13 protein-coding genes and 1 pseudogene are annotated in these 13,392 nt (G+C 38.8%); 9 read left to right on the top strand and 5 right to left on the bottom strand.

Annotated features, from left to right (window positions below; all coding sequences use genetic code 11):
* The first annotated feature begins 45 nt into the window (after positions 1–45).
* Complete coding sequence (locus ACO1DI_RS27970; RefSeq protein WP_029714405.1) at positions 46–588, top strand: GNAT family N-acetyltransferase; 543 nt, start codon at positions 46–48, stop codon at positions 586–588.
* Positions 589–721: 133 nt separating this feature from the next.
* Positions 722–1,549, top strand: a complete 828-nt coding sequence (locus tag ACO1DI_RS27965; RefSeq protein ID WP_182420947.1) for an LCP family protein — start codon at positions 722–724, stop codon at positions 1,547–1,549.
* A gap of 34 nt (positions 1,550–1,583) precedes the next feature.
* Here ACO1DI_RS27965 and ACO1DI_RS27960 read toward each other — a convergent pair whose 3' ends face one another.
* Positions 1,584–1,847: a hypothetical protein gene (locus ACO1DI_RS27960; RefSeq protein WP_013057818.1), complete on the bottom strand. Its 264-nt coding sequence runs from the start codon at positions 1,845–1,847 to the stop codon at positions 1,584–1,586.
* A gap of 413 nt (positions 1,848–2,260) precedes the next feature.
* On the opposite strand from ACO1DI_RS27960, the gene hutI reads away from it, so the two are divergent.
* Positions 2,261–3,538 carry an imidazolonepropionase gene (gene hutI, locus ACO1DI_RS27955; protein WP_423145787.1) on the top strand — a complete coding sequence of 426 codons (1,278 nt, stop codon included), beginning with the start codon at positions 2,261–2,263 and terminating at the stop codon, positions 3,536–3,538.
* A 75-nt stretch (positions 3,539–3,613) separates the two neighbouring features.
* A complete protein-coding gene (locus tag ACO1DI_RS27950; protein ID WP_014459345.1) occupies positions 3,614–3,988 on the top strand; it encodes a DUF7674 family protein in 375 nt (124 codons plus the stop codon).
* 47 nt (positions 3,989–4,035) lie between these two features.
* Here the strand turns inward: ACO1DI_RS27950 and ACO1DI_RS27945 are convergent, their stop codons facing one another.
* On the bottom strand, positions 4,036–4,329 hold the full coding sequence (locus tag ACO1DI_RS27945; protein ID WP_013083888.1) for a DUF3817 domain-containing protein: 294 nt from the start codon (positions 4,327–4,329) through the stop codon (positions 4,036–4,038).
* Between the two features lie 259 nt (positions 4,330–4,588).
* On the opposite strand from ACO1DI_RS27945, the gene ACO1DI_RS27940 reads away from it, so the two are divergent.
* The 4 genes from ACO1DI_RS27940 (at position 4,589) to ACO1DI_RS27925 (ending at position 9,776) form a co-directional block, all read left to right on the top strand.
* Positions 4,589–5,164, top strand: a complete 576-nt coding sequence (locus ACO1DI_RS27940; protein WP_014459346.1) for a TetR/AcrR family transcriptional regulator — start codon at positions 4,589–4,591, stop codon at positions 5,162–5,164.
* 33 nt (positions 5,165–5,197) lie between these two features.
* Positions 5,198–5,647 (top strand): DUF6188 family protein, encoded by a 450-nt coding sequence (locus ACO1DI_RS27935; protein ID WP_014459347.1) that lies wholly within the window; start codon positions 5,198–5,200, stop codon positions 5,645–5,647.
* A 122-nt stretch (positions 5,648–5,769) separates the two neighbouring features.
* Complete coding sequence (locus ACO1DI_RS27930) at positions 5,770–8,808, top strand: efflux RND transporter permease subunit (protein WP_014459349.1); 3,039 nt, start codon at positions 5,770–5,772, stop codon at positions 8,806–8,808.
* Between the two features lie 245 nt (positions 8,809–9,053).
* On the top strand, positions 9,054–9,776 hold the full coding sequence (locus ACO1DI_RS27925) for a GDSL-type esterase/lipase family protein (RefSeq protein ID WP_423145786.1): 723 nt from the start codon (positions 9,054–9,056) through the stop codon (positions 9,774–9,776).
* Between the two features lie 135 nt (positions 9,777–9,911).
* On the opposite strand, the pseudogene ACO1DI_RS27920 reads toward ACO1DI_RS27925, so the two are convergent.
* Both ACO1DI_RS27920 and ACO1DI_RS27915 read right to left on the bottom strand, forming a co-directional pair.
* Positions 9,912–10,952, bottom strand: a pseudogene (locus ACO1DI_RS27920) (alkene reductase); the annotation flags it as partial.
* 173 nt (positions 10,953–11,125) lie between these two features.
* On the bottom strand, positions 11,126–11,245 hold the full coding sequence (locus ACO1DI_RS27915; protein ID WP_014459352.1) for a DUF4023 domain-containing protein: 120 nt from the start codon (positions 11,243–11,245) through the stop codon (positions 11,126–11,128).
* A gap of 206 nt (positions 11,246–11,451) precedes the next feature.
* On the opposite strand from ACO1DI_RS27915, the gene ACO1DI_RS27910 reads away from it, so the two are divergent.
* Positions 11,452–11,769: a hypothetical protein gene (locus ACO1DI_RS27910; RefSeq protein WP_014459353.1), complete on the top strand. Its 318-nt coding sequence runs from the start codon at positions 11,452–11,454 to the stop codon at positions 11,767–11,769.
* 295 nt (positions 11,770–12,064) lie between these two features.
* Here ACO1DI_RS27910 and ACO1DI_RS27905 read toward each other — a convergent pair whose 3' ends face one another.
* Positions 12,065–13,252 carry a macrolide family glycosyltransferase gene (locus ACO1DI_RS27905; RefSeq protein ID WP_014459354.1) on the bottom strand — a complete coding sequence of 396 codons (1,188 nt, stop codon included), beginning with the start codon at positions 13,250–13,252 and terminating at the stop codon, positions 12,065–12,067.
* Between the last annotated feature and the right edge of the window lie 140 nt (positions 13,253–13,392).

Genomic DNA, 13,392 nt, shown 5'->3' with positions numbered 1-13,392 from the left:
TGTAATATATTTAGAAAAGTCAGAAATAATAAGGGGGAAAATTATGTGATAGCTCTACGACCGTTCTCCAAAAAAGACTTTAAACAGCTAATGGATTGGATTCCCTCCGAGTCATTTATGGTGCAATGGAGCGGCTCTAGCTTTTCTTTTCCGCTTACTCCTAGACAGTTAAAACACTACATTCGATATGCAAATGAGGATGGTGCTTCTACCTATGCTTTTTCTGTCATAGATGAAAATGAACAGCTTATTGGGCATATTTCTCTGGCTCATATTGATTATTATCATAAAACAGGAAGAATTGGCCGAGTGCTGCTTGGTGAAAAGTATAGAGGAAAAGGGCTTTGCTCGCACATGTTTGAAAAAGTGTTAGCTTTCGGTTTTGAAGAACTGGGTCTTCACCGAATTTCGCTCGGCGTCTTTGATTTTAACGAGCGGGCGATTCAGTCTTATGAACGAATTGGCTTTACGCGCGAAGGCCTTCTTCGCGATGTCCGGCTTGTAGATGGACAGTACTGGAGCTTAATTGAAATGAGTATGTTAGAAAGTGAATGGGTACAGCGTGATGTGCATCAAAAATCAAGCTAACATCTACTAGTGAAAAGCCAGCTTCCCAACAAGCGGGCTTTTTTGACGTGTGCGTAAATTTCCTCAAGAAGGTATAAATTTTCATTCATTAAGGCATATAGAGAGTAAGTGATGTGTAAAGGAGGCCGTATGAATGAAAAAATACAAAGTAGGCATCTTAGCGGCATGTATTTTGCTTTTAGGAACCGCTGGATTTGGAATTGTCTATCAGCATCAAACATCTGCTAAAGAGCAGCCTCATTCGTTTAATGTACTCGTTATGGGCGTAGATGAAAGGCCAGGCGATACGGGTCGCTCAGACGTATTAATGGTGGTCAATTTAGATAAAAGCCATAATAAAGCAAAGGTTATGCCAATCCCTAGAGATACGCGCGTACGCATTGATGGAAAAGGGACCGATGAGAAAATTAACCATGCTTACCGATACGGAGGCATTCCTTTAACCGTACGCACGGTTGAGAACTTCTTAAATATCGATGTCGATTATTATGTGAAAGTAAATATGGAAGGCTTTAAAGATGTAGTAGATGAACTTGGCGGCGTGAACGTTAAGAACCCGTTTCCTTTTGTATTTGATTCATTTATCTTTCCTGAAGGAGAAAATGCGTTGAACGGGGAAAAAGCTCTTGCCTATGTACGGATGAGACATGAAGACCCAAAAGGTGATTTAGGAAGAAACAATCGCCAGCGTCAAGTGGTGGAAGCTCTATTAGATAAAGGAATGAACATGTCAACAGTGAAAAATATTCCAAGCCTTCTCACGCTCGCAAAAAAGCATATCCAAACGAATATTGATGTCAGCGATGCATTTACGATGTATAACGTCATTAAGAATGGACGGCCTGATTTCGAAACAGTAACGGTAAAAGGAGAAGGACAAATAGTAGATGGTACATGGTATTATGTTGTTAAACCATCTGAAAAAAAGCAGCTGAGCGCTATGTTTCAACAAACCCGTTAATAAAAAAGAGGGCTGAAGAAATTCAGCCCTCTTTTTATTCACCAATTTCTTCTTGACGCTGCAAGCAGGAAATTTGTTTTTTCTCTGGATGGACACCAAATGTATAGCCCCATGTTTGCAATTTATCTAGAATGATTTCGTCTTTTTTAAAGCCAAAGATCATCACTACATCTTGGTTTTCATCTAAAAGCAAATACTTTTCGTCTTTGCGCCACATCGTTAAGTTTGACGCATAGAAAAGATTCCAGCCGTTATTCATGCGATGGCCGGTTGCTTGGTTTTTATAGTTGACAATCATATTTCTTCCTCCATTAGTGAATCTTTCTAAAAGTAAAACTTCAAAGAATATTATAAACGTTCTCTTCCTAGAAATCTATTATTTATCCTGTTGAGGGGAACTCGCTGTAATGTTTATAAAATACATGTGATAAAAGATTTAGTATATAAGGATATATCTGTATAAAACAAGAGTCAATAAGTAAGAAAACGGAGAAAAGAAGGGTCTAAAAGCGTATATAATTGAAAAAAATATAAGTTATCTAGCTTTAAAGACTTAAAAACACGCTTTTCAGACCATGGACATGCTTTTTCAAATTTCTACCTACAAGAAAGAAGGCAGAGATGCGAAATGTGTAGGTGAATCTAAATGAGTTTACGGTAAATATGAGGCCCCAAAACGTTGTACACGCTAGAAAAGGGGGAAATTCAACGATGTCAAAAAAAGCGCTATGGATTAAAAATGCTTCGCAAGTTGTAACGGCCAAAGAAAGTAAAGGTCCTTTAGCTGGAAAAGAAATGAGAAACTTGACGGTGATTGAAAATGGCTCAGTCTGGATAGAAGGAGATCAAATTGTGACCGTAGGTACAACAAAAGAGCTAGAACAAAAATATGAAAGGGAAAGAAATGATGCAATGATTATCGATGCTTCTCATAAAATTGTGACTCCGGGTCTGATTGATCCCCATACACACGCTGTGTACGCTGGCTCGCGTGAAGAAGAATTTTATAGGCGGTTTGAAAGGCCAACTTCTTACTTGGATTTATTAGAAGAAGGTGGAGGTATTCACTCCACTGTCGTTCAAACACAGGAAGAGTATGCATACCGGATTTATCAGCAGAGCTATGAGCGTCTTACATCTTTTCTAGCTCATGGAGTCACAACTATAGAAGTGAAAAGCGGGTATGGCTTAGAACTAGAAACAGAACTAAAGCAGCTGCAAATTGCTAAAATGCTGAATGATACGCACGCAGTTGATGTAGTAAGTACCTTTTTAGGAGCACACGTCGTACCTCTTATATATAAAAAAGATACGCAGAAATACGTCAATTTACTTATTCACGAAATGATTCCTCAAATTTCTTCTTATAAGCTTGCAGCATTTAATGATGCTGTATGTCTTCCAAATGCTTTTTCATTCAAACAATGTCAAGAAATACTCGAAGCCGGGAAAAGCCATGGCATGCTTCCTAAAATACATGCCGACCCCTTTGAATACTGCAGAGGAGCGGAGCTCGCAGCAGAGGTAGGAGCGATATCAGCCGATTATCTTTTGTATGCTTCTGATGAAGGATTAAAGAAACTGGCTGAAAAACGGATCGTAGCCACACTTTTACCGGGGAATTCCTTATTTGTTGGAATGAAATGGCCAGATGCTAGAAAAATGATCGATTTAGGCGTTCCGGTTACTCTTTCTACAGACTGCAATCCAGGTTCATCTCCAACGACTTCACAGCAGTTTGTGATGAACCTGGCATGTATGAATATGAACATGAGTCCTGAAGAAGTGCTTGTAGCCACAACTATTAACGCAGCTCATGCTATTAATCAAGGAGATAAGATTGGGAGTATTGAAGCCGGAAAACAAGCTGACTTAGCAATTTTTAATGTCTCTGGTTATCGTACCCTTCAGTATCAGTATGGCTTAAATCATATTGATAGCGTAGTGAAAAAAGGAGAAGTAGTTGTAGAAAACGGTAAAGTTTTGTAAAACCAGTTTATAGAAAAAGAGAAAAGGGTAAAGAATAGAGAATTTGTCACATATGCAAAGGCAGGGAATTTAGACATGATTACAAAACAAAATGTTATTCCATTACTAAAAGAAGCTTGCCCATCTTTTGAGCCAAGCGAAGAAGTGGACCTCAACGATAAAGACGAGCTGCAGCATGAATTAAGCCGAGTAGCGGGTCATTTGATCTCTCTTGAATATAACGGCCAGCTCGAACGTGAACCGGACGTGTTTGAAGCGATTGAACAGCTGTATATAGAAGGTGAAGCTGATGTGAAAGAAGCTGTTACAACGGGACTCTTTCAAGCAATGCATGAAATGATTGTAGATCAGCAAATTAGTCCAGAAGAAATTGGAATGTTATTAAAACCTCACTCACTGAAGTGGTGGAAAACGATTGACCATTTTAGCGAAAACAGTGGTGAACAGTAAGGAAAAAGAACGTCATGGAAACATGATGTCCGTGACGTTCTTTTCTTTTACTGTTCTTTTTTCAGCTGGCGCTCTAAAATAAAAGGACCAAACGGAATAACCGACATAAGAAATGCAAATAAAGAGCGGCCGATTGACCATTTATGCGCGAATTTTACATGAACGACTGCAAGAGCATACAGCACAAAAAGTGCACCATGTGCTGCGCCTACAACTGATACAGCTTCGGGTATGCCTGCTGCATATTTTAGCGGCATAGCAATGCCAAGCAGCAGTAAAAATGAAATTCCTTCTAAAATTCCTACTAAACGCAGGCGACCAATTGGTGATGTAAGAACCATGTTTTCTCCTCCCGTAACGACGGAATAAATTTCTGTATCGATGACAAAAATGTACCATAGCGAGCTCTTCATATACAAGCATCATTTGTATCTGTCACAAAAAAGTCGAAAACGCTTTAATTTGCTTTATAGAAGTATTTTGTTTGAAAAACTGACACACTCTTATGATGCAATGGATAAAAGAGCACACTACGTGTTGACAAGTTATTTTAATTATTTTATATGTATAGTATCGAAAACGTATGAGAGGATTTTTATCATGACAAACCGAAAACAGCAGCGAGAGAAAATTTTAGATGCTGCTTTTGAAGTATTCGGATCCAAAGGTTATTATGAAGCAAAAATGATTGATATTGCCAAGCTAGCTGGCGTATCTAAAGGAACGCTTTACTTGTACTTTTCGTCCAAAGAGTCGCTTTATATCGCTGTGAATAATCGTTCGTTTGATGAGTTTTTGTATCATGCAAAGCGAAGAACGGATGAGTGCCAAACGTTTCATGAAAAGCTGTATTCAGTTGCGAAGCATCACCTGCTCTTTTTTTACGAAACTAAAAAATATCCGGACTCTTTTTGGCAAGCCCCGCACCAAATGCCAGAAATGATGGATCGTCTTCATCAATTTTTTGAGGATTATCACGGGCTTGTTGCGAAATTGATTGAAGAGGAAAAAATAAAAGATGCTTTTTTACATTCAAAAGCGTTTTGCAGCATGTTAAATGGGTATAGGATGGATATCGTTTCCGATGATGATATAACAGAGGAAGATATCATGAACTATGCGGAGTTCATTGTGAAGTTATACATTGAAGGCTGCTATTTTGAAACCCAAAAATGACTCGTCGGTACTGCTTGATAATGGAGGGATTTGATGAACAACAGCAGCACAGTAATTAATTTTTCATATTTTCAAGAGCAAACCGTTACCAAAGTGAACACAGATAATACCCTGCCGTTTTCGCTTGTATTTAGTAAAGGTGGTCTCGTTGCAGAATGTCCATGGAGACTAAAAAACAAACGCAGCATCTTGCTTGGTCAAGCGGACTGGAAGTCAGCACATTCTGCCGAGCAGCGTCAGCAAGTCGAAGCGCTGCTGCTTGGCCAGCACATTATCTCTATACAGTGGTATGAAGATATCGGTATACTTCGAATTACATTTTCTAATGGGTATGCGCTAGATATGTTTCACGACAGCTCTTTTTTTGAAGGTTGGGATTTATATGGTCAAGACGGCTTTTCCTTTATCTCGCTGCCAGGGGGAGCGTGCGACCATCAAATTTCAATTTGTATAGACAGTTCATCAGCATATGAAAGGAGGTGAGTTTTTTTTACGAAAAACTGACCCATGGGTACTCTAAAATTGTTTTAAAAAATAAAACGGGTCTGCAGCTATTAAAGGATGAAGGCTTCTCAAATAACTTAGTTACGTAACGGAGGAAAAAGATGAATTTTTTGACGAGATTTAGTTTAAAAAATGCGGTAGCTGTGTTTATCGTTTCATTTTTACTTATTTTAGCGGGGCTATATTCATTTTCAAAACTAAAAATTGATTTACTGCCGAATATTGAATTTCCGCAGCTGTCCATTGAAGCAACATATCCTGGGGCTTCCCCTGATGATGTAAATGAAAGCGTCACGTCGAAAATCGAAGACCAAGTGAAAGGAATTGAAGGCGTTAAAAGCGTACAAAGCGTATCGTATGAAAACGTCGGCATCATTAATTTAGAATTCCCGTTCAATACGGATTTAGATAAAGTTGAACAGCAAATTAACTCGTCGATAAAAGAGTTAGATTTACCAGAATCATCAAATGTAGACGTAAACCGTTTTTCGTTTGGTTCCTTCCCGATTTTCAACATTTCACTGTTTGCCAAAGATGATGCAAATCTTGAAAAAGTATTAAACGATGAAGTGATTCCTGAATTAAATAAAATTCAAGGTATTAACTCCGTCTCAGTTGGCGGCGTGAAAGAGGACCTTTTACAAATTACGGTCGATAAAGAAAAAGCAGCTCAAGCAGGCTTAACGCTTGATGAGATGAAAAAACAAATTAATCAAAAAGCTGTTTCGTTCCCAGCAGGAACATTAAACGGCAAAGAGCTTCAAATTCCAGTGCGAGTAGAAGAAAAAGTCGCGACAATCGATGCATTAAAAAAAATCCAGCTGAAATCTACGATGAACCCTGAAGCAAAGCCTGTTAAGCTTGGCGATATTGCCAAAGTCGAAGCCGTAACAGAACAAGGCGAATATACGCGCTATGACGGCAAAGATGCACTGTCGATGGCCATCACGAAAAAGCAAGATGCTAACACGGTTGAAGTGGCCAATGAAACGATGAAAATCTTGAAGAAATATGATGACCAGTTAGACTATGCAATCGGCTTTGACTCAGCTGACGGCATTGAAAAATCTGTTGAGACATTGGTACGCGAAGGACTGCTTGGAGCATTATTTGCATCGCTCGCTGTGCTGATTTTCTTACGTAACTTCCGTGCAACGATCATTGCGATTATATCGATTCCATTATCGCTGTTAGTATCAGCTATTTTCTTAAATCAGCTTGATATTTCGCTTAACATTATGACACTAGGCGGAATGGCCGTAGCCGTTGGGCGCGTAGTGGATGACAGTATTGTTGTGATTGAAAACATTTTTAGACGCGTTCGCCGTTCAGAAGAAGGCATGAGCAATGAGCTTGTCGAGTCGTCAACAAAAGAGATTTTAAAAGCGATTACCTCGTCTACGATCACAACGGTTGTTGTATTCTTGCCAATCGGCTTTGTAGGAGGAATTACAGGAGAGTTCTTCTTGCCGTTTGCTTTAACAGTTGTTTTTTCACTGTTAGCATCTCTTCTTGTAGCGATTACAATCGTGCCGATTCTAGCGAAATTTGCATTTAAAAAAGTACCGCCTGAAGAAAAAGAAGGAAAGCTGCAGCGCGGGTATGCAAAAGCGATTGCATGGTCGCTTAATCATAAAATCAAAATTTTAATTTTATCCTTTATTTTACTGTTTGGGTCATTTGCGCTTGTTCCTTCACTTGGCTTTACGTTTATTCCAAATGAAGAACAAAAAATGCTTCAAGCCAACGTTCAATTACCGGCATCTACGTCCCTTGAAAAAACAAACGATGTATCCTTAAAAATTGAAAAGATGTTTGCGGACCAAAACGAAATTTCAGACGTGACAACGGAAGTTGGATCACGTGACTTTTCAACAGGTGTAAAACGTCCGAACCAAGTTGGCTATTTCTTGAATGTAAAAGAAGGCGTCAATGTTGATACGTTTATTGATAAAGTTCAAAAGAAAATGGAAAGCATCACGAAAGAAGAATCACCGAAAGCAACGGTTAATGTGCAAGAAGCATCAACAGGAGGGCCGCCTACAAATAATAACGTGACGGTTGATTTATATTCTTCTAATTTAGATGACTTGCAAAAAGCAGCTAAGCAAGTGGAAAACCACTTAAACAAAGACAAACGTCTTAAATATGTAACAAATAACTTCTCAGATAAGCAAAAGCAGCTTGTAGTAGAAGTAGATCCTGATAAAGCCGCAGAGTATGGAGTATCTGGATTTCAGCTGCTTGGTACAATCTCTGATCAAACCAAACCGGTATCCGTTGGAGATTTAAAATTAGATAATACAAAACGAGCGGTTCAGCTTTCGTACGATAAAGACCTTGCCTCAGTAAAAGAAATTAAAGATCTTCAAGTATTTACAGAGCGAGGACCTGTGTTAGTAAAAGATATCGCTGACGTTCGTACAATTGATACGTTCACTTCTATTCAAAAGCTTGACGGCAAAGTATTTGCGCGAGTAGAAGCAGACATCAAAGGCGATGATGTTCAAGCTGTGACCAAAGATGTTGTAGATGGAGTGAAAAAGTTAGACTTGCCCAAAGATGTGAGCTTGGACGGAGGAGGAGGAAGCGACGAGACAGTAGAAGTCTTCCAATCTCTAGGTCTAGCCATTTTAACAGCAATCGGCCTTGTGTATTTAACAATGCTCGTTACGTTTGGAAAAGCGCGTATTCCATTTATCATTTTATCGTCACTCATTTTTGTGCCAATCGGTTCGTTAGTTGGTCTAGTACTTGCAAAAGAACCGCTGTCTGTCAGCGTCATGATTGGATTCTTAATGCTGATTGGAATTGTTACAACAAACGCGATTGTGCTTGTAGATCGAATTACCCAAAATCGTGAACAAAAAGGCATGACGATCCGTGAAGCCCTTATTGAAGCTGGGAAAACGCGATTGCGTCCAATTTTAATGACGGCGTTTGCTACCATTGCTGCATTGATCCCGCTGGCGCTTACTACATCAAGCGGAACGCTGATTTCAAAAGGCTTAGCAATCACGGTAATTGGCGGACTTACGTCATCTACTCTTCTTACTTTAATTATTATTCCAGTTGTATACGAACTCTTCTTCGCAAGACAAGTAAAAAGGGAAAAACAGCTGGAAAAAGAAACGACATAAGAACTATTTTCTAATAGAGGAAAATATGACCATGTACTATATGTTATAATAAAAGTACGTTTTAACCCCTTATATTATAGAAAAAGAAGCGGCGCTTTCGAGCGCCGCTTCTTTTTTATGTAAAATCATTATTTACAAAAAATGATTAAATGTCTTGTATGGAGGGAAAGAGTGTTAACAGGAAGCTTTACTGTATGCTCGTAAAGTTATCTAAAAAACATACAAAGTACAGGAGTGTCATTGTCGTGAGTTCAGTAAAGAAAGTTGTTTTTATCAGTTCCATTATTTTAAATGTCCTTTTCATAGGTGTTTTTGCTTTTTATGCGACAAGCAGCAGCGCGATGAAAAATCCGCTGTCTTCTAAACATTCGTCTAAGCAAAGCTACAGGGATAACCCTTATTACATTGAACGAACAACTTTGTTCAAGCAATTAAGTATTCCTAAAGAGTCCATCGTATTTCTCGGTGATAGCATTACCCAGCGCTCTGAATGGAGCGAACTTTTTCATAATAAGCAGATTGTCAATCGAGGCGTAGCCGATGACACAACAGAAGGGGTATTGCATCGACTAAAAAGTATTACCGATGCTAAGCCAAAAAAGATTTTCTTAATGATTGGCATTAACGATTTAAATGAGAAAAAATCTGTAAGGCAAACCAAAGCAAATTATGCTGAAATTCTTGAGCGTATTCATAAAGAATCACCGGATACGAAGGTCTATATTCAAAGCGTATTGCCGGTGAACAATAAAAAATGCGGCGACGCGGTGGACAATAAAGATGTGATAGCGTTAAATAACTATTTAGAGCGTCTCGCTAAGAAACAGAATGATTCTTACATTGACCTGTATTCGAAAGTATCCAAAAACAATCAGTTAAAAAGTAATTTCACGGTGGATGGTCTTCATTTAAAAGGCCAAGGCTATGCTATTTGGAAACAAGAAGTTCAGTCATACGTTAATGAATAAAAAAGAGGTTGAGACGTAGCGTAACGAAACAGATGAAACTACATTCACCATAACAAAAAAACGAACCACTGATTAAACATGCTGATCAGTGGTTCGTTTTTCATTTGAGCTAAAATATTTTTGTTTCAGCTTTTTTTAGATAAGCTCTGGTAAATGTTTTTTAGCATCGTATTCGACAAGAGCATCATCGTTTTTAATACGCTGTAAATAATCAGGATTTGAAATAAGCGGGCGGCCAATAGCAGCTACGTCGATCCAGCCTGCTTGCAGCGCTTTTTCAGCTGATTCAGGCGTTAAATCACCCACTCCGATAATCGGTCCGTCCCAGTATTTACGCGTAATTTCATAAAGGTTTTGACCGTTCTGCACATCTTCATAAAAATCCAGCATAGACGGGTGAATAATCTCAATTCCTGTTTCTTTAAATGCTTCTGTATACGTTTGAATGGCTTTTTCAGTATCATCCCAGCGATAGTCTGGTTTATCAAGCTTATGAGGAGAGAAGCGAATCACAACGCGCTCTTTTCCAATGGCGTCAATAACAGCAGAAATCACTTCTTTCATAAACGTTAATCGCTGTGAAAGGTCGCCTCCGTATTCATCCGTGCGTTTGTTAGACCAGTCTGAATTAAACTGATCGATTAAATATCCGTGAGCACCGTGAATTTCAACGCCGTCAAAGCCTGCTTCAATGGCATTTTTAGCTGCTTGAGCGTACTGTCCTACAACTTCTTTAATATCTTCTTTTGACATTTCTTCAGGCTCTTCGTAGGGCTTGCGGAAACGAGGCACTTGACCTTGTGCTGCAATAGCAGAAGGGGCCTGAGGTTTATGTCCATTGATTAACTCAGGATGGCTCAAGCGGCCAACGTGCCAAATTTGAGCAATAATCGTGCCGCCTTCTTTATGAACAGCTTCTGTTACAGGCTTCCATGAATCAATTTGTTCCTGTGTATAGATACCCGGAACGCCAGGATTTCCTTTTGCGCGTTCGCTGATAACAATTCCTTCACTAATAATTAAGCCAATACCATCCTTTGCGCGGCGGCGGTAGTAGTCTACAACGTCCTGACCGACTACGCCTGTCTCTGGATCAGCAAAGCATCTTGTCATCGGTGCCATTGCTGTACGAGTTTGTAAATCAAATGCTTCAATGTTTGTTGGTTCGAATAATTTTTCAAATTTACTCATTTTATATTCAGCTCCTTAAGAGGAAAGTGTAGCTGCGAACGTTTTTGCAGCGGGTTCAGTTTATTGTAACAGGGGATTTGTTTTATCTTCAAACATTTCGACTTCCGAAAAATGTCCACAAAAAAAGCCGGCTGTCTTTACAGCCAACTTTTACAACATTAATGCTGTTTGTTAGGAAGTTTTTTCTCAGGGTGGCCAGTAGCTTGACCCTGCTTATTTTTAAGCTGCTTTTCTTGATTATCGTTCAGCTTTTGAACAAATTCATTTGTTTTTTCCATTATTCAAACCTCCTTTATGAGCTTTCCCTGTTACTATAACCCATTGCACTCAAAAACATGACCCCAATCCGCTAAAAGCCACTCCGTATATGCATCCGTATATAGAAATTAATAAGAAAATCGTGTATACTGTTGTAAAAATAACGTTAATGTTTCGTGAGTTTATAACTTCTTATTCATTCATGAACAAGAAAAGGTGTTACGCAATGAGTGATTTTTTTAGCGGGAAAGAAATGTCGTTTATTTTAATTTTGACATTCAGCGTGTACATATTTGTGTGGAATGTTCCCCTTCAGGCAACAAATGCCATGATGATTTACTTTATCCTGCTGTTTTTGTATACAGTCAGTAAGCTGCTTTTTTCTCCTCAGTTTCGACAATTTCCGCTTGTTAAAGTGCTATTGGCCATTTTATTCGTTCTTATGCTGGCTGAAATAATCGTTGCTTATAGCACTCATAGCATAAAGATTACAGATTTACGTCATATTTTTGATTATTTCAGTCATATGGATTTGTATTCATAATTTTTTTGAATAGCTTTGTTAACATGCTTTCGCAAACTATAGGTTTCTTACTTTTGAACATACAAGAAGATGAAAAAGCAGGGTATATTGTATATAAAGCTTAAGAAACGCCTCTATTCTTCAGCTTTTTCTCTTTTAAAGGAGTAGGAGGTCTTTGTTCATGACCATGCTCTTTCAAAAATTAACTATCGTTCATTGTACGCTTAGTAAAATGAGTATACTAATCATTGGCGTATATACCGTTTGTACATGGGTTTTTTTATGAGAAAAAGGTGCACATCAGTGCACCTTTTCTTTATGAATGCTGCTTCACTACGTGATTGATAATTTGCTCGGCTGCTGCAGCCGGGCCAGATGCCTCTTGGAAACTTGCGTTAATTTCTTTAATTCCTTTTTTATAGGAATCTTCACTGACAACTTCGTCAACGGCATTTCTTAAAAGAGAAGCATTTACCGTTTCTTTTGCTAAGCGATATCCGGCGTTTAGTTCCACGAGCCTTTGAGCAACGAGAGGCTGGTCTTTGCCATGAGGTAAAACGACCAGCGGTACGTTAAAATGAATAGCTTCATTTACGCTGTTCATGCCTCCGTGCGTGACAAAAACATCAGCTTCTTTTAACACGTCAAGCTGGGGAACATAAGACGAAATAATAAAATGCTCCGGGGCTTTTTTAATTTTTTTAAAATCAGCTCGATCGCCCGCGGCAATCACAACTTTTCCATTAAAGTCGCTAAATGCGTCGATGCACAGGTTGAAAAAGCCTTCTACATCATGAAGTACCGTTCCCATTGAAATATAAAGAACTTTTTCGTCTTTTAGTTTTTCTAACGGAAAATCATCAGAGCTGTGACGCTTTGGAAAGCTTGGCCCAATAAATAAACATGAGTCATCAAAATGTTCATGAAGAGGCTGGAAGAAGCGGCTTGTGTACACGACCGTTAATTCGCCTTCATTGTTCATAAATTGAAGCAGATTTTTAGGTTCTACGCCAAACTGATTTTTAAGCAAGCTGAGCCCGTACTGAGCTTGTTCATCCGGCTTAAATGGAACGCCTGAATCAGGATGAAGAGGCATCATTGCTAAGCGTTCTTTTGGCATTAAAAAAGAAGCAGATGAGACAATGCCGGGAATCCGCAAATAATCACGCACCAATTCGCCTGCTCCAAACTTGTCGTAGAACACAAAATCAAATTCAATTTTTTTTGATAATGTATGAACAAGCTTCAGCGTATCTAAAGAAGTTTGGATGTGGATGTTTAGAAAAGCGTTGATTCCTTGAGGAGTTTCAGGCTTGATGGATACACCGCTTAATAAGTCTGGGTGAATGTGTACGATAGCCCCGGCGTTTTCAAGGCGCTCTTTAAATCGCTCGGCCGTAATGTAATGAACGGTATCACCTCGGTCTGAAAAAGCTTTTACCATTCCAAGTGTTGGGTTTACGTGACCTTCAGCGGGAAAGTTGATCATTAAAATGTTTGCCATTTTTTCACTTCACTTTCGGTAAGATTTCTTCAAGCGTAATCAAATATAAGGAAGTTGACAACTAATTTGGTTAGCGCATTTATTTTTTGAAGCCCTACCTTTGTGTATAAAATGTGAAAAAATATAACTTTTTTCCTAAA

The organism is Priestia sp. 40 (genome assembly GCF_049368575.1).
Taxonomy (GTDB): Bacteria; Bacillota; Bacilli; order Bacillales; family Bacillaceae_H; genus Priestia; species Priestia zanthoxyli.
The sequence above is the reverse complement of the archived record's forward strand: the minus strand, read 5'-3'. Positions and strand labels throughout refer to the sequence as shown.

Coding starts and splice junctions, on each gene's coding strand:
- ACO1DI_RS27930 (WP_014459349.1), top strand. CDS start 5,770: ATGAATTTTTTGACGAGATTTAGTTTAAAAAATGCGGTAGCTGTGTTT.
- ACO1DI_RS27910 (WP_014459353.1), top strand. CDS start 11,452: ATGAGTGATTTTTTTAGCGGGAAAGAAATGTCGTTTATTTTAATTTTG.
- ACO1DI_RS27965 (WP_182420947.1), top strand. CDS start 722: ATGAAAAAATACAAAGTAGGCATCTTAGCGGCATGTATTTTGCTTTTA.
- ACO1DI_RS27935 (WP_014459347.1), top strand. CDS start 5,198: ATGAACAACAGCAGCACAGTAATTAATTTTTCATATTTTCAAGAGCAA.
- ACO1DI_RS27915 (WP_014459352.1), bottom strand. CDS start 11,245: ATGGAAAAAACAAATGAATTTGTTCAAAAGCTGAACGATAATCAAGAA.
- ACO1DI_RS27960 (WP_013057818.1), bottom strand. CDS start 1,847: ATGATTGTCAACTATAAAAACCAAGCAACCGGCCATCGCATGAATAAC.
- ACO1DI_RS27940 (WP_014459346.1), top strand. CDS start 4,589: ATGACAAACCGAAAACAGCAGCGAGAGAAAATTTTAGATGCTGCTTTT.
- hutI (WP_423145787.1), top strand. CDS start 2,261: ATGTCAAAAAAAGCGCTATGGATTAAAAATGCTTCGCAAGTTGTAACG.
- ACO1DI_RS27905 (WP_014459354.1), bottom strand. CDS start 13,252: ATGGCAAACATTTTAATGATCAACTTTCCCGCTGAAGGTCACGTAAAC.
- ACO1DI_RS27950 (WP_014459345.1), top strand. CDS start 3,614: ATGATTACAAAACAAAATGTTATTCCATTACTAAAAGAAGCTTGCCCA.
- ACO1DI_RS27945 (WP_013083888.1), bottom strand. CDS start 4,329: ATGGTTCTTACATCACCAATTGGTCGCCTGCGTTTAGTAGGAATTTTA.